The organism is Neptunomonas sp., assembly GCF_016744175.1.
In the GTDB taxonomy this organism is placed as follows: Bacteria; Pseudomonadota; Gammaproteobacteria; order Pseudomonadales; family Balneatricaceae; genus Neptunomonas.
Genome location: NZ_JADGEV010000007.1, coordinates 26,528 through 43,541 on the forward strand (window position 1 = coordinate 26,528; position 17,014 = coordinate 43,541).

At 43.0% G+C, this 17,014-nt stretch carries 14 protein-coding genes and 1 tRNA gene; 3 read left to right on the forward strand and 12 right to left on the reverse strand.

All coding sequences use genetic code 11. From position 1 onward, the window contains the following. Positions 1-4: 4 nt before the first annotated feature. The 6 genes from gabT to gcvA all read right to left on the reverse strand — a co-directional run bounded on the left by gabT (position 5) and on the right by gcvA (position 7,204). Positions 5-1,276, reverse strand: a complete 1,272-nt coding sequence (gene gabT / locus QZZ55_RS04440) for a 4-aminobutyrate--2-oxoglutarate transaminase (RefSeq protein WP_293265747.1) — start codon at positions 1,274-1,276, stop codon at positions 5-7. Positions 1,277-1,290: 14 nt separating this feature from the next. Beyond that, entirely contained in the window at positions 1,291-2,751 is a 1,461-nt protein-coding gene (locus QZZ55_RS04445; RefSeq protein ID WP_293265749.1) for an NAD-dependent succinate-semialdehyde dehydrogenase, read from the reverse strand. 3 nt (positions 2,752-2,754) lie between these two features. Continuing rightward, entirely contained in the window at positions 2,755-3,972 is a 1,218-nt protein-coding gene (locus QZZ55_RS04450; protein ID WP_293265751.1) for a CaiB/BaiF CoA-transferase family protein, read from the reverse strand. Then, on the reverse strand, positions 3,972-5,147 hold the full coding sequence (locus tag QZZ55_RS04455) for an acyl-CoA dehydrogenase (RefSeq protein WP_293265753.1): 1,176 nt from the start codon (positions 5,145-5,147) through the stop codon (positions 3,972-3,974). The genes QZZ55_RS04450 and QZZ55_RS04455 overlap by 1 nt, the downstream gene beginning before the upstream one ends. 431 nt (positions 5,148-5,578) lie before the next feature. Further along, positions 5,579-6,274, reverse strand: coding sequence for an aspartate/glutamate racemase family protein (locus tag QZZ55_RS04460; RefSeq protein WP_293265755.1), 696 nt, complete (start codon positions 6,272-6,274; stop codon positions 5,579-5,581). A 45-nt stretch (positions 6,275-6,319) separates the two neighbouring features. Then, positions 6,320-7,204 (reverse strand): transcriptional regulator GcvA, encoded by an 885-nt coding sequence (gene gcvA, locus QZZ55_RS04465; protein WP_366512295.1) that lies wholly within the window; start codon positions 7,202-7,204, stop codon positions 6,320-6,322. A 132-nt stretch (positions 7,205-7,336) separates the two neighbouring features. On the opposite strand from gcvA, the gene QZZ55_RS04470 reads away from it, so the two are divergent. Beyond that, on the forward strand, positions 7,337-7,525 hold the full coding sequence (locus tag QZZ55_RS04470; protein WP_293265757.1) for an RSP_7527 family protein: 189 nt from the start codon (positions 7,337-7,339) through the stop codon (positions 7,523-7,525). Positions 7,526-7,650: 125 nt separating this feature from the next. Next, complete coding sequence (locus QZZ55_RS04475; protein ID WP_293265759.1) at positions 7,651-8,772, forward strand: beta-ketoacyl-ACP synthase III; 1,122 nt, start codon at positions 7,651-7,653, stop codon at positions 8,770-8,772. Between the two features lie 54 nt (positions 8,773-8,826). Here the strand turns inward: QZZ55_RS04475 and QZZ55_RS04480 are convergent, their stop codons facing one another. From QZZ55_RS04480 to nfuA, 5 genes are all read right to left on the reverse strand, one after another. Next, positions 8,827-10,716, reverse strand: a complete 1,890-nt coding sequence (locus tag QZZ55_RS04480; RefSeq protein ID WP_293265761.1) for a SurA N-terminal domain-containing protein — start codon at positions 10,714-10,716, stop codon at positions 8,827-8,829. A gap of 65 nt (positions 10,717-10,781) precedes the next feature. After that, positions 10,782-10,858 (reverse strand) — tRNA-Asp (locus QZZ55_RS04485). 34 nt (positions 10,859-10,892) lie between these two features. Further along, positions 10,893-11,168: an HU family DNA-binding protein gene (locus QZZ55_RS04490; protein ID WP_028468835.1), complete on the reverse strand. Its 276-nt coding sequence runs from the start codon at positions 11,166-11,168 to the stop codon at positions 10,893-10,895. A gap of 133 nt (positions 11,169-11,301) precedes the next feature. Next, positions 11,302-13,725, reverse strand: coding sequence for an endopeptidase La (gene lon / locus QZZ55_RS04495; protein ID WP_293265763.1), 2,424 nt, complete (start codon positions 13,723-13,725; stop codon positions 11,302-11,304). A gap of 255 nt (positions 13,726-13,980) precedes the next feature. Next, on the reverse strand, positions 13,981-14,574 hold the full coding sequence (gene nfuA / locus QZZ55_RS04500) for a Fe-S biogenesis protein NfuA (RefSeq protein ID WP_293265765.1): 594 nt from the start codon (positions 14,572-14,574) through the stop codon (positions 13,981-13,983). A gap of 173 nt (positions 14,575-14,747) precedes the next feature. Here nfuA and QZZ55_RS04505 point away from each other — a divergent pair, with 173 nt between their 5' ends. Then, positions 14,748-15,917 carry a cation:proton antiporter gene (locus QZZ55_RS04505; RefSeq protein WP_293265767.1) on the forward strand — a complete coding sequence of 390 codons (1,170 nt, stop codon included), beginning with the start codon at positions 14,748-14,750 and terminating at the stop codon, positions 15,915-15,917. A gap of 24 nt (positions 15,918-15,941) precedes the next feature. Here the strand turns inward: QZZ55_RS04505 and QZZ55_RS04510 are convergent, their stop codons facing one another. Further along, positions 15,942-16,925 carry a glycosyl transferase family protein gene (locus QZZ55_RS04510; protein ID WP_293265769.1) on the reverse strand — a complete coding sequence of 328 codons (984 nt, stop codon included), beginning with the start codon at positions 16,923-16,925 and terminating at the stop codon, positions 15,942-15,944. Positions 16,926-17,014 lie beyond the last annotated feature (89 nt).

Below are 17,014 nucleotides of genomic sequence, written 5' to 3' on the forward strand. Positions count from 1 at the left end.
GGCATTACAACTCGCGTAAGCAGCGCTCCATAATATCTAAACCCTCTTCAATTAGTGCATTAGAGGCCGTTAACGGAACTAATACACGAATTGTGTTTGCAAAAGTACCACAAGAAAGTAGCAATAACCCATTCGCTGTTGCTTTAGCTACTAACTGTTTTGCTAAATCGGGGTTTGGATCACCCTTCTCATCAAACAACTCACATGCAATCATACCTCCTGCTGCACGGACATGATCAATAGAAGTCAGCCCAGCTTCTTTCATAGCCAAGAAGCGAGAAGTAATTAATTTTCCTACTTCATTACTACGCTCAATCAAGCCTTCTTCTTCGATCACTTCAATAGTCGCTAATGCAGCTGCACATGCCATAGGGCTACCACCGTAAGTACTACCGATACTACCAGGACCAGGAACGTCCATCAGCTCAGCATTACCCACCAAAGCAGACAATGTCATACCACCGGCAAGACTTTTTGCCATACAGATAAGGTCAGGCGTAACACCTGAATGCTCAACAGCAAACATTTTACCGGTACGTGCAAAGCCAGACTGAACTTCATCAACAATTAACAATATGCCGTGTTCATCACACAGGGCACGCAAAGACTGCATAAAGTCAGCAGGGGCCTGGTAAAAACCACCCTCGCCTTGTACCGGTTCAATAATAATTGCAGCTACACGGCCAGGATCAACATCCGTTTTCAGTAAGTTCTTAACAGCGTCAAGTGAGTCTTTCGCTGAAACTCCATAATACGCATTTGGATAAGGTGCATGATAAACCTCAGCAGGAAAAGGACCAAACCCCTGCTTGTAAGGCACAATTTTACCCGTTAACGCCATACCCATCATCGTACGGCCATGAAATGCACCGTTAAAAGCAATGACAGCAGAGCGCCCTGTTGCTGCACGAGCAATTTTAACTGCATTCTCAACAGCCTCAGCACCCGTATTTAACAGCAGTGTTTTCTTCGCATGCTTACCGGGAGTGATATCGTTCAGCTTTTCAGCTAGCGCAATGTAAGGCTCATATGGCATAACATGAAAACAAGTATGCATGAGCTTGTGTAACTGAGCTTCAACAGCTGCTACAACTTTTGGGTGCAAATGCCCAACATTCAAAACACCAATTCCACCAGCAAAGTCGATGTAACGCTTGCCTTCAACATCCCAAACTTCAGCGTTTACTGCTTTTTCTGCGTAAAACTGAGTGATATTTGCTGCACCGCGAGCAACCGAACTTTCACGGCGTGCTTGCATCTCTTTATTCGTTGTCATTCTGAGCTTCCCTATTAATTAATGCCACCCAGCAAGGTGTATTTCATTTCAAGATATTCATCGATGCCATATCGTGAGCCTTCGCGCCCAATACCTGACTCTTTAACGCCACCAAAAGGAGCCACTTCGGTTGATAGAACACCTTCATTAACCGCAACCATTCCGTACTCAAGCCCTTCAGAAACGCGCCATACACGGCTCAAATCGTTTGCATAGAAGTAAGCTGCTAAGCCGTATTCAGTATCATTGGCCATTGCGATAGCTTCTGCTTCGGTTTCAAAACGAAATATCGGAGCGATAGGACCAAATATTTCTTCACGAGCAACACGCATTTCATTGGTTACATCAGCGATGATAGTTGGTTGATAAAAAGTGCCACCCAACGCATGCTCTTGACCACCACACACCAATCGTGCGCCCTTTTGAACGGCATCATCCAGCAGCTCAGATACTTTGCTAATGGCTGCTTGATTAATCATAGGTCCCTGATCAAACGTACCTTGCAAACCATGCCCTACTGTTAGCTCATTTACCGCTTTGTTAAACTTTTCTACGAACACATCGTAAACACTGGACTGCACCAAAATACGGTTGGTACAGACACACGTTTGTCCTGCATTACGGAATTTCGAAATAACAGCGCCTTGTACTGCTTTATCTAAATCAGCGTCATCAAAAATAATAAGCGGTGCATTACCACCTAGCTCAAGAGACATCTTCTTAACAGTATCAGCACACTGTCTCATTAACTGCTTACCAACAGCAGTTGAGCCCGTGAAAGATAGCTTACGAACGACTGGGCTATCAGTTAAAACACGACCAACCACCGCAGGTTGCGTTGTAGTAACTACATTAATAACCCCTTTAGGGATACCAGCTCGCTCAGCAAGTACCATCAAAGCCAATGCTGATAACGGTGTATCTTCTGCCGGCTTAAGCACCATAGTGCAACCTGCCGCTAGAGCTGGAGCACATTTACGTGTGATCATCGCATTTGGGAAGTTCCAAGGCGTTACGGCTGCTACAACACCAATAGGCTCTTTACTCACCATAATGCGTTTATCCGCCGCTTGAGCTGGAATCAAGTCACCATAAACACGCTTTCCTTCTTCGGCATACCACTCAACAAATGAAGCGCCATATAAAACTTCACCTGCGGCTTCGCTCAAAGGCTTGCCTTGCTCAGCCGTCATGATTTGTGCCAAATCGTCTTTTGCTTCAACAATTAAGTCAAACCAACGGCGCAAGATAAGCGAACGCTCTTTAGCTGTTTTCGCTTTCCACAAAGGAAAAGCCTTCTCTGCCGCCGCAATTGCTTGCTGAGTTTCTTGCTCGCGCATGTCCGGAACTTCAGATATTTTCTGTCCCGTCGCAGGATCTAAAACAGGCATTACCTGACCATTTAGTGCACTCTGCCATTCACCATTAATGAAGGCCTGCGTTTTAAGTAAACTCGCGTCTTTTAGTGATAACATTTCTTAACCTCTTTGAATAACGCCTTGATTACACAGACTTTCTATTTCATCAGGCGACATATCTAGGATAGATTCCAGAATATGAGAACTGTGCTCGCCTAGCACAGGCGGCGCCTGATGATACGCAATCGGTGTCTCAGAAAATTTCACAGGATTAGCAACAGAAGGGACCTCTCCAGCATCGCGATGAGCAAGAGAAACCTGCATTTCACGGTGCTTAATTTGCGGTTCATCAAATACTTGTTCAATGGTATTGATCGGGCCGCACGGTACGCCTACTTCTGTTAATTTTTCGAGCCACTGTTGTGTGCTGTTCTTCAACATCAGCGGAAGTAAGAGCGGAATCAATTCCCCCCTATTTTCTACACGCTTTTGATTAGTACTAAACATAGCTTTTGTTGGCAGCTCAGGACTTCCCGCAACCTCGCAAAAGCGCTGAAATTGCTGATCATTACCTATGGCTAAAATAATATGACCATCGCCAGTAGGAAATGCCTGGTAAGGAACAATGTTAGGGTGAGCATTACCCAATCTTCCAGGCGGCTCCCCTTTAGCGAGAAAGTTCATCGCTTGGTTAGCGAGCGTTGCAACTTGTACATCAAGTAATGCTAAATCAATGTATTGACCTACACCGGTCTCTTCCCGGTACAGTAGCGCTGCTTGAACAGCATTAGCGGCATACAAACCCGTCATCACATCGACTAAAGCAACACCCACTTTCATTGGCATGCCATCAGGCTCACCCGTAACACTCATCAAGCCGCCCATGCCTTGAATCATAAAATCATATCCAGCACGATGAGCATCCGGACCGTTTTGGCCAAACCCAGTAATTGAACAATAAACCAAACGTGGGTTTATCTCTTTTAATGAATCATAATCAAGCCCGTAACGCTTCAGACCACCAACTTTGTAATTCTCCAGCACCACATCAGAAACTTTAACAAGTTCACGGATGATGGCTTGTCCTTCAGGGCAGGCAATATCAACAGCAACAGACTGTTTTCCGCGGTTAGCGGAATGAAAGTAAGCTGCATCACTGGTATCTGATTGACTTCCCTTCATAAAAGGAGGCCCCCAGCCACGGGTATCATCGCCACAACCAGGACGTTCTATTTTAATCACCTCCGCTCCGAAATCAGCCAACATTTGGCCAGCCCAAGGGCCAGCCAAAATACGGCTCAAATCTAAAACACGGATGTGAGATAAGGCTCCGCTCATCAGAAAAAGGCCTGTAAACCAGTTTGAGCACGGCCGAGGATCAACGCATGAATATCATGTGTACCTTCATACGTATTGACCGCTTCAAGGTTCATAACATGACGAATCACGTGAAACTCATCTGCAATACCGTTTCCACCATGCATATCACGTGATACACGGGCAATATCTAATGCTTTTCCACAGTTATTACGCTTCATCAGGGAAATTAGTTCAACAGGACAGTTTCCAGCATCCAGCATTTGTCCCATACGAAGGCAGCCCTGTAGACCAAGAGAAATCTCTGTTTGCATGTCTGCTAGTTTTTTCTGAACCAACTGAGTCTGTGCCAATGGACGGCCGAACTGTTTACGATCTAATGTATATTGACGCGCCGCCTGCCAACAGAATTCAGCAGCACCTAGAGCGCCCCATGCAATACCAAAACGTGCTTTGTTAAGACATCCAAATGGCCCAGATAAGCCAGAGACGTTTGGCAAAATATTTTCATCAGGAACAAACACATCTTCCATCACAATTTCACCAGTGATCGATGCACGTAAAGAGAACTTACCTTCAATCTTAGGTGCTGAAAGTCCCTTCATGCCCTTCTCGAGTACAAAACCACGAATAACACCGTCTAGTTTTGCCCATACCACAAAGACTTGTGCAACCGGTGAATTGGTAATCCACATTTTGCTACCTTTGACGATATATCCACCATCAACCTTTGTTGCACGTGTTCGCATACCTGCTGGGTCAGAACCCGCATCCGGTTCTGTTAGGCCAAAGCAACCAATCCATTCACCGCTGGCTAATTTTGGTAGATACTTCTGACGCTGCTCTTCACTGCCATATGCATAGATAGGGTGCATAACAAGCGAAGATTGCACACTCATTGCAGAACGGTAACCACTATCAACCCTTTCAACTTCACGGGCAACAAGACCATAACTCACATGGCTAGCTCCAGCACAACCGTACTCTTCAGGTAAGGTACTGCCCAGCAAACCTAGCTCACCTAGCTCTTTCATGATTTCAACATCAAATGTTTCATTACGGTTTGCCATTAGTACACGTGGCATTAGCTGCCCTTGCATGTAATCACGTGCAGCATCACGAATCATTCGCTCTTCGTCACTAATCTGCTGATCTAACAAGAAAGGGTCTTCCCATACAAAAGCTGTTTTACTCATACCAATGGCCTCGATGTGATTTTGATAATAGCGCCATGATGTCTTTTACTAACACCCGCTTTTAACAAATAATTTGGTTTATATTATGCAGATAGTGTTCATTATTTTTTACAAAAGCAAGATGTGTAATAGCTTTTTTTACAATAAAAAAAATGATGTGAAATTAACATTCTATAAAGAACCTAATGACATAAACATAAAGCATTGATATAAAAGATAATAATTTTAATAGCAGAGAGAAGTACTCAACACGATAAGAATGTGATTCTTATCGTAAAAAAAGTGGCATTTGTGATTTTTAATTAGAATTTCATAGTTAACATGCAAAGTTTTGTATGAAATACCGAACAGATACAAGACGCAGAAACCGCCATGCTCCGTTCAATTTTATAAGATTACACTAGGCTCTTTTGACACGACCAGTAACATCACTACGACGTTAGTGCGTAAGCAACAGCAGCCTGCGCATGTATCTCTGTTGTATCAAACAATGGTATAGATGTATCTGCTTGCTTAATTAACAAACCAATTTCAGTGCATCCTAGAATCACAGCGTCAACGTCTTGAACGGCCATTTGATTAATTATTCTCAAATACTCCTGCTTCGATTTTTCTAAAACGTTTCCTCTGCAAAGCTCGTTATAAATAACATCATGAATAATAGCCCTATCAGCAGTCGTTGGAATAACAACATCCAGCCCATAACAATCAGATAAGCGCCCTTTATAAAAATCTTGTTCCATCGTAAATTGAGTTCCCAGCAAAGCTACACGGGAAACTCCTTGAGAGACTAACGATTGCGCGGTTGCATCTGCAATATGTAATAATGGAATATCAATTTCAGCCTCAATAGCTCCAGCTACTTTGTGCATGGTATTAGTACAAATCAGTAAAAAATCAGCACCTCCAGCTTGCACATTAAGGGCGGCCTTACACAAAATATCAGCAGCACCTTGCCAATTATTTCGCGCCTGACAAACTTCTATTGCTTGAAAATCGACACTATTCAAAATTATTTTGGCAGAATGAAGCCCCCCTAACTCCCTTTTAATACCTTGATTAATCAGCTGGTAATAACTTACCGTGCTCTCCCAGCTCATTCCTCCCAACAACCCAATTGTTTGCATAATCAACCCTTATATTTTTACAGGCACATTCGATTTTCAAGAAAATTACACACAACTTTTGTGCATCTCTTCAATAACCCAATCCTTAAATGCACGCATGCCATACGTTAAAGGCCTATTTTTTTGATGGACAAGATAGAAGGACTTTTGTGTATTCAACATAATATCAAATGGCATTATTAGCTTTCCTTCATTTATCTCTCTTGAGGTTAACGTACTGTCGGCCAGTGCTACACCAAGCCCCTCTTGAGCTGCCGCGGTGGCTAACTGGCTACTGGATAACTGCAGCCCTCTACCAAAACCAAGGTATTCAACACCGGCAAGTTGTAACCACTCTTGCCACTCATAAAGGCGCTTACTTACCTGAATAAGAGTATGTTTTCGTAAATCTTCTGGTTTAGCCAATGGGCGTCCATTTTTTATTAATGCGGGACTACAAACAGGCACAAGTAAGACCTTCCTTAGAAAGTGAACTTCAATATCATGCCATTCACCATGACCAAAATAGACAGCCATATCTGTATTTGATTTATTAAAATCAATTAGCCCAGTCGACGCACTTATTTGAAGCTCCACATCAGGAAATCTTTCTTGAAAGCGTTGCATTCTAGGCATCAGCCATCGAGTTAAAAAATTCGGCGCTACACTGATTGTTACAATATCTGTTTCTGGATTCGCCGTTAAACGCTGAGTCGCAACTTCTATTTCATCCAATGCATATTTAATAGATACAAGATATTGCTCTCCCACCGGAGTCAACTCAACTTTTCTTTTATTCCTTCGAAACAACACCAAACCTAAGAACTGCTCAAGTGTTTTAATTTGATGACTAACGGCCGAAGCGGTTACTGAAAGCTCTTCAGCAGCAGCTACAAAGCTCTCATTACGGGCCGCTGCTTCAAAAATACGTACAGAATTGAGTGGGGGCAAGCGTCTAATAACAAACACCTCTTTAGTGAATTTTTCTCATCATTCTGATGAAAATTGATCGTTTGTGCAACTTCTATTCAGACCTTAGTATAAGCACATTAATTAATACCAAGCGATCTAAGTGAGAAACATATGAGCAACGAAATCGAACTCCACACAGATAAAGACGGCAACCTTGATACGGCTTATTACATTAACCAAGCGCATCAACTGCGTAGTGAATACTTAGGCGAACTATACACGTCTACAGTGTCAAAATTTAAAACACTACTACATTTAGAGCTTCCAAAAATCATTAATGGCCGACATGCTCATCACTAAATAATACTATTTTGGGGCCTCCTTGGCCCCGAGCCTACACCTGTTCAACACCGCTTTCCCTTTATTCGTAGAACTTTTCTTGTCTATACTGTTGTTAATAGCCCCTATTTAACGAAGTATATGCCATGAAAAATCCTGTCATTAGCGGTATCGGTCTTTGGACTCCTGAAAATACGATCACAAATGAAGAGCTGGTTACGGCCTATAACGCTTGGGCTAACGCCTTCAACACTGAGCATCTCGATGCAATCCAAGCCGGCGATATAAATGCCAAGCCTTTATCTACTGCAGAGTTTATAGAAAAAGCATCGGGTATCAAACGTCGATTCGCCTATTGTAAAGATGGTGTTTTAGACATTTCTCGCATGCGCCCTCGTATCCCAGCAAGAGCCGACCACGAATTATCTGTTCAAGCAGAGATAGCACTGGCCGCTGCACATAAGGCCCTAATATCTGCCAACAAATCAGCAGATCAGATCGACGCTGTCATTGTTGCTTGCTCCTACACACAACGTGCTTATCCAGCGATTGCTATCGAGGTCCAACATGAATTAGGTATTCAGGGGTTTGGGTTTGATATGCAAGTTGCTTGCTCCTCAGCAACGTTCGGCCTGCATAGAGCCTACGAAATGATCAAGGCTGGTACAGCCAAAGCAGTGTTAGTCATTAATCCTGAACTAACATCCCCCCAAGTCAATTACTGCGACCGAGATAGCCACTTTATTTTTGGCGATGTTGCAGTAGCAACCATTATTGAAGATTCAAGCACCTGCCATTCAGAGCACAGTTACGAAATCCTTAGTACAAAAGCTGCAACGGTTTTCTCAAACAACATTCGGTCAAATTTTGGTTATACCGCCAGAGTAAGCGACACAGATCCATTTTCTCTAGATGCTCTCTTCCATCAGAATGGGCGCAAAGTTTTCAAAGAAGTATGCCCTATGGCTGTTGAACATATATTAAAACACATAGAGCAACACAACCTCTCTGTTGAAAATGTGCAACGCTGGTGGCTGCATCAAGCCAACATTAATATGAATCATTTAATTACCCGCAAACTTCTTGGACGCGACGCCAGTGAAAGCGAAGCCCCTATCGTACTTAACGAGTACGCCAACACAGCATCAGCAGGTTCACTTATTGCATTTCACCAGAATCATGAAGACCTCAACAGAAACGACTTTGGCCTTATTTGTTCGTTCGGGGCAGGGTACTCAATAGGAAGCCTCGTCATCAAGAAAAGATAAAAAACACCCATAAAAAAACGCACTTTAAAGTGCGTTTTTTAATTTCAATATTTACTATTTTCGCTCGATTTCTGCAGCGCTCTTCAACTGACTAACTAATGCTTGGTATTCCTGCTGACCTGAACGTGCGCCAAGAAAATTAGCCATCGATTTAGACTCAGCTTGCGAAAGCTCTATCTCTGGTGTATTTACCTTATTTAGTAATACAACAGCAATTCCGCCACCATTCATTACAACTTTTGATGCTACAACTTTTCCACCTACAGGTTTAACCAAAGAAAAAGTACGGTTACGCACTTCTTGAGGCAGGTCAGACGATGCGCGTGAAACAGTTACATTATCTTGTGGTTTTGCACCAACACTAGCCGCTACCCTGTCAAAAGCTTCACCTGCAATAAGCTGCTCAACTGCGTTCTGAGCTTTAGACTCAAGCAAATCACTACCTTTTTGTTGAACAAGCTCCTGCTTCAACTGTACTGAAACTTCCTCAAAGGTTTGCTCACGAGGCTCTAAATGAGTTTTAATCCGTACAACAACTGTACGCTCTTTATCTAATTCAATAAGAGCACTGTTTACTTTTTCTTTAATCAAATCGTTACTAAAGGCAGCCTTAACTACTTTAGCGTTTTTAGAAATATCATCTTTCCCACCAGAGCGATCAAATGGTTCACTGGAAAGAATCGTTAACCCCATCACTTCAGAAGGCTCTATTAAATCACCAGAAGAAAATGTGACGTCCGCCATAAGCTCAAGACGTTCGACATAAGCAGTTTCTACCTTTTTATCTAAAATATCGTCAGTAAGCTTATACTTCAACTCTGTAATGCTTGCTATCTCTTTTTGAGAAATAGCATTCAGTTTTATGAGGTGATAACCGAACTCTGTACGAATAGGTTCAGAAACCTCATTAACAGCTAGCTCATACATTGAACGCTCAAACGGTGCGGAAAAAACCCCCTTCCCATTAACACCTAGTTTACCTCCTGAAGCAGCAGAACCAACATCCTCTGAATCACTAACAGCAACCGCAGAGAAGTCTTCACCAGCCGTTATACGCGCTTTAAGCACGGATATTTTCTCCAACGCAGCGCTATCATCTTGTTTAGGAGTAATTTCAACTAAAATGTGGGCTACATCTCGTTCTTCTTCTGCTTGGAACGAAGCAACATATTGGTCGTATTCTGATGCCAGCTCATCACCAGATACCTCGGCCTCTTCTCTTAAGTCATTTTTATCTAACAGGAGATACTCAATGGCAACCTGCTCTAATGTCATTAAAGAGCTACGTTCACTTTCATATTTAGCTTTTATTTCATCTTCAGATACAGTGACCTGCCGTGCAACATCAGCCAGTGGTAACACAAAATAATTGATGTCACGTGTTTGACGATCGAGTGCAACAATGCGTTTTAACTCTTGCGGTATCGTAAATGAAGACAGTTGATACGCATTTCGCTCTTGCTCAATCACTCGCTCTTTTCTAAGCAAGTCTCTGTACATCAGCGGGCTAAAGCCGGCATTACGCAAAGCTACTTCAAATTGGTTTCGGTTAAACTTACCTTCTACGTGAAAGTCGGCCGTGTTGATGATCATCTGATCAATCATGCGATCAGATATTAACAAATTCTTATCCTTCGCTGCCAAGAGCAAAGATTTTTGTTCGATCAGGCTATCTAACACCATACTGCTGATCATACCTTCATCCAGCAATGCTGGATCTGCATTTTCACCCATTTGGGTTAATAGCTGGCGTCTTTGTAATTCGGTTGCCTGATAAAGCTCTTGACGGCTTATTTCTTCACCGTTCACGGTGGCCGGCGCATCTGACTCAGAGGTCAGACTGACTAATGACTCCACTCCAAATAACGCAAAGGTAACAATAATTAAACCAACGATGACTTTGGCAACAATACTCTGCGAATTATCTCTAATGGATTGCAGCATGATTCACCTAAAACAAATCCTAAAATTAAAAAAAAAGCGCATTCGCCTGAATGCGCTTTTTATCGTGGCGGAACGGACGGGACTCGAACCCGCGACCCCCTGCGTGACAGGCAGGTATTCTAACCAACTGAACTACCGCTCCATGTTTGGACTATGATCCTAACGCAATCAAATCCTTACTTATTAACTGCGTCTTTTAGCGCTTTACCAGGCTTAAAGTTTGGCAAAGTTGCAGCAGCAATCTCAATCGGGTTTCCTGTCTGAGGATTACGCCCTGTACGTGCTGCGCGCTCTTTCACAGAAAATGTACCAAAACCAACTAGTGCGACAGACTCACCCTTCTGCAATGCAGAAGTAACTGCTTCCAGTGCACCGTCTAATGCGCGACCTGCAGCCGCCTTTGGAATATCTGCAGAAGCTGCAATAGCGTCGATCAATTCAGACTTGTTCACGATGTTCCCCTTTATCGAGTCGTTTATTATTTATGTTCTGTAGTCCATGCTCAGCACAAATAGCCCGCACTTTATACCAACTGGCAGAATTAGGTGTCAAGCTCCCAACGCCTGATTCTGCCTATGTTTCGCATTAATGTGTATTTATTTGCCCTGTCGAGGTTTTAGCAGATTTTTTTTCTGTTGAAACCGCTTCGACAGGCTCATCTTCCAGAGGTTTAGGCTGGAACTTAAGCGCAATGTCAAGCACTTCATCAATCCACTTAACCGGCTTAATTTCTAAATCGGCCTTTATATTATCAGGAATTTCTTTCAGGTCACGTTGATTTTCATCAGGAATGATAACAGTTTTTATCCCACCCCGATGAGCAGCCAACAATTTCTCTTTCAAACCACCTATTGGCATCACCTGGCCACGCAGATTAATTTCACCTGTCATAGCAACTTCAGAGCGAACCGGAATTCCAGTCAAAGCAGAAACTAACGCTGTACACATCCCAATACCAGCACTTGGCCCATCTTTAGGTGTAGCTCCCTCAGGAACATGAATATGCACATCTTGCTTTTCATGAAAAGTAGAAGAAATACCCAACGCTTTAGCTCGGCTACGAACAACAGTCAGCGCAGCAGAAATAGATTCCTTCATTACATCACCCAAGCAACCCGTCGTAATCTGACGACCTTTGCCTGGCATAACGGTCGCTTCAATACTCAGCATATCACCACCAACCTGAGTCCACGCTAAACCGGTAACATGACCAACTAAATCTTCCTCTTCAGCCAATCCAAAGCTGTGCTTTTTAACACCGCTGAAACGTTCCAGGTTCTCATCAGTGATAATTAACTGCTCATCAGCTTCGCCCAAAGCAATAGTTTTAATAACCTTGCGACAGATTTTGGCAATCTCACGTTCTAAGCCACGCACTCCCGCTTCACGAGTGTAATATCGAATTAAGCTGACAATCGCAGAGTCTTCAATCTTGGCTTCTTTTTCTTTTAAACCGTTTTGCTTTATTTGCTTTGGAACCAAATACTTAAGAGCGATATTTAACTTTTCATCTTCAGTGTATCCAGGAATACGAATAAGCTCCATACGATCCAAAAGCGGACCCGGGATATTCATGGAGTTAGAAGTACATACAAACATCACATCAGATAGATCGTAGTCCACTTCCATGTAATGATCGTTAAAAGTTGAATTCTGCTCAGGGTCAAGCACTTCCAGTAATGCAGAAGCAGGATCGCCTCGCTGATCCATACCCATTTTATCAATTTCATCCAAGAGGAAAAGAGGGTTTTTAACGCCAATTTTCGCCATTTTTTGGATCAACTTACCTGGCATAGAACCTATATAGGTACGACGATGACCACGAATCTCAGCCTCATCACGAACACCACCTAATGCCATGCGAACATATTTTCGATTAGTAGCACGTGCAATTGAGCGCCCTAGAGATGTTTTACCAACACCAGGAGGCCCAACCAAACATAAAATAGGACCTTTGAGCTTCTTCACTCGTTGCTGCACTGCAAGGTATTCTAAAATACGTTCTTTCACTTCGGTTAAGCCGAAATGATCTTCATCTAATATAATCTCTGCACGCTTCATGTCATGTCGCACTTTAGAGCGCTTAGACCAAGGAATTTGTAACATCCAATCAATATAGCCACGTACTACCGTTGCTTCAGCGGACATTGACGACATCATTTTCAACTTGTTAAATTCAGCAAGCGTTTTGTCATAGGCTTCTTTAGGCATGCCAGCAGCATCAATACGGTTTTTTAGCTCATCAATGTCACTAACACCGTTTTCATCCAAATCGCCAAGTTCTTTCTGAATGGCTTTCATTTGCTCATTCAGATAGTACTCACGCTGGCTCTTTTCCATTTGCTTCTTAACGCGACCACGGATGCGCTTTTCAACTTCTACCAAGTCAATTTCCGCTTCCATTAACGACATCAAGTGCTCTAAGCGCTGACGGCTATCGAGCATTTCTAAAATGCTTTGCTTTTCGTCTAGTTTCAACGACATATGCGCAGCAATTGTGTCGGACAAACGGCCTATATCATCAATATTTTGTAAAGATGAAAGCACTTCAGAAGGAATTTTTTTATTGATCTGAATAAAGCGGTCAAACTGCTCTAACGCTGTTCGCTTGTACACTTCGCTTTCAGCGGAAGTCAGTGTTTCGACAGGTAAGCTGCTTACCTGTGCGGTGAAGAAGCTATCAGAATCATCTAGCTCCATAATTCTAGCTCGATAATCACCTTCGACTAAAACTTTCACGGTACCATCGGGCAATTTCAACATTTGTAAAACGCTGGCAACAGTACCAATATCGTGCAGGTCGCCTGCAACAGGCTCATCATCTGATGCGTTTTTCTGCGCAATCAGTAAAATCTCTTTATTAGACTCCATAGCGGCTTCAAGCGCTTCAATGGATTTTTCTCGGCCGACAAACAGTGGAATGACCATGTGCGGATACACAACCACATCACGTAACGGCAGTACGGGAAGCTCTACATTAATAATATCGGTAGCTTCAAACTGATCCATAATGGATTTTGCCTCTCTGCAAGGCACCTCTAGATATCAGGGTGCGATATAAAAAACAGACACCGATGCCTTCTTATGTAGGCTTTTCGATGTCTGAATTAGACTATGGGGGCTAGATATAGGAAAACAACCTTTATCGATTACTACTCACTTTTTGATAAAGGTAGTCTGCACATGAATTATGTATAGCAATACAATGCTGATTCAGCAATGAACCAGATGCATTTAATCTACGAGAGCACCTGGCAATCACGCTTACTTATAATAGGAATTATCTGTCACGCTATGATCTGTCACATCGCGCACACCCAATAACCCGGGTAGACGTTCAACTAACGTTTTCTCGACGCCATCTTTTAGTGTCATATCAACGGCGCTACATCCCTGGCAGCCACCACCAAATTGAAGCACTGCAATAAACCCATCAGTTTCTTCAACCAACTCCATCAATTTAACTTCTCCACCATGGGAAGCAAGGCCTGGATTGATATCACTGTAAAGAATGTAGTTGATCTGCTCACTCATTGGGCTATCAGAAGAAACCTTAGGTACTTTGGCATTTGGCGCTTTAATTGTTAACTGCCCTCCCATACGATCTTGGGAATAATCAACATGTGCCTCCTCTAAATACGGCAAGCTATTTCGTTCAAAATAAAAACGAATCTTACTAAGCTCCATGACCTCGTCATCTTCAACCAGCTCTTCTGGTCTGCAGTATGCTAAGCAAGTTTCCGCGTAGGGCGTACCTGGCTGAGTAACAAACATCCTTACGGCGATGCCTTCAACATTTTGTTTAGATAATAAATCGGCGAGATATTCTTCAGCGCCTTCGGTAACCGTCATGTTCATTTTTTACACCCGAATACAAACATATGTACAAATAATGCCATCAGGATACACTGATTCTAATTCCGAGTAAATTGATCAGATATTAAACAACAATCATCAACTTTGTATCAACGGCCCAACACAGCACACCCTCTTCTGTTACACTCAACACATGCTGTCACGGAGCCTCTTAAATGACTGAGCACTCAGTAGTTTTCTCTTTCTTTCTTATCTTTACCGGTGCCGCTATATTAGCTTCAGCTGCACTTTATACACGCCAACCATTACTGGTTGCTTACATTGTACTTGGTGCTATTCTTGGCCCTTATGGCTATAAACTTATCTCAGATACAGCGTTGTTATCTGATATATCGCATGTCGGTATAATTTTTCTACTATTTCTATTAGGTTTGGATATGCAGCCTTCTCATCTGGTTCAGATGATTAAAAAAGCAACATGGGTAGCCTTAGGAAGCTCCTTAATGTTTTTAGTAACGGGTTATGCGGCATCTCAACTGTTTGGTTACACACAGACAGAGTCATTAATTATTGGTGCTGCCTTAATGTTCTCCAGCACCATCATTGGTATCAAACTACTCCCAACGACCGTACTACATCACCGGCATACAGGCGAACTAGTCGTGGGGTTATTACTGCTTCAAGATGTTATTGCCATTCTTGTACTGCTCTTTTTATACAGCGGCCAAAATGAAAACAGTAGCACTATGGATCTTATAAAACCTTTAGTTGCTCTCCCATTACTCGTGATTGGCGGTTTTGCGCTCGTTAAATATATTATTCTTAAGCTAATACAGAAATTTGATAGATTTCACGAGTACATATTTCTTCTCGCTATTGGTTGGTGCCTAGGTATGGCAGAAGGCGCACAGTACATTGGCCTATCAGCAGAAATGGGCGCTTTTGTAGCCGGGGTAACATTAGCAACCAGCCCTATTTCTCAATACATCGCCACAAACCTCAAACCTCTGCGCGATTTCTTTTTAATCCTCTTCTTCTTCTCGGTCGGTGCAAGTTTCAACCTTGGTTTAGTCGGACAAATACTGGTCCCCTCCCTTATATTGGCGGTATTAGTTGTTACTTTAAAGCCTGTCGTATTTCATCTGCTACTTAAAACAATTAAGGAAGATAACGCCATGTCTTGGGAAGTAGGGTTTCGGCTGGGGCAAATTAGTGAATTTTCACTGCTGATAGCTTATATTGCCACCAGTACCGCCTTAATAGGGCAAGAAGCATCACATGTCATTCAGGCTACTGCTATTCTCACTTTCATACTCTCAACCTATGTGGTTATCTTTAATTTTCCATCGCCTATTGCCGTTTCTGACAGGTTAAGGCGTGATTAGCATCTCGCCTTAACCTGAACCCGTTTAAAAACGCGTCTTATCACGCTGCCCCCATAAATCGCGCGCTAAGACCAACGCATCATTCTTCTGCGTTGCCTTCTCCAGCAATATCAATAGCGAGGCTAATGTTGAGATAACAGCCCCCTCTCCGTATTCATGATCGACTTCTCCACGCCAGCACGCTAGCAATAAAGCGGGATCTAGAACCTCGTCTTTTACTAAACGTTTCTGATAAATCCTAGGCCACTGCTCGTCTGATAGCTTTCCTTGCCTGATCCAACGTATTTCACAATCTGAATCAGGTTTGAGCTCTGCCTCTCCACCATCACCACGAATAGTCAGCCCCTGCTGAACCCCCAGCAATAAACTTGTTTCCTGATGCATCGGTGCATACGCAGGGTGAAAAACACCATCAACAGTACAACTTGCACCTAAAGGATTAATCAATCGACATAACGTGTGTACAGGAGATCGAAGCCCTAAAATTGGCCGCAACTGTATGATTTCTCCGAGATGAGGCACCATTTCATTGATCGACATATATGCAAACCGCTGCTTATCTAAATCAGTTGAAACCTGCCCCCACTCCTTAGCCGCAGCCAGCCCAAAATGGGCCAACATATCCTCTATGTATAGCCGGCCATCTGTATGGCCTTTTGATCCATGCATAAAGACTCGGGTGTTGTTTTCAGACAACACAAAAGCAGCCAATAAGAACCATGGCAATTGTCGCTTTTTTCCTGCGTAAGTAGACCAGTCAAGGTCAATATTTAACGCTTGCGGGGCGTGAGCATGTAGCCGAGCCGCCTGAACAAAGCCAGCCAACTCCTGAGGAGATTCTTCTTTAACACGTAATAGCATCAAGAATGCGCCTAATTGTTCGGGGCGCACATCACCAGCCAATATCATACTCATTGCATCAAACGCTTCTGGTTGCGTTAATGAACGGGAACCCTTTTTACCTTTACCTAATATACGCACATAAGGCGCAAACGGATGCTCAGCCACGACCACTGCTCCAAAAAAATATTCTGGCGCTCACTATACAATAGAAAGAAGTAAGAATGAGCCTGATGACTTGATCTCCACTATGATAA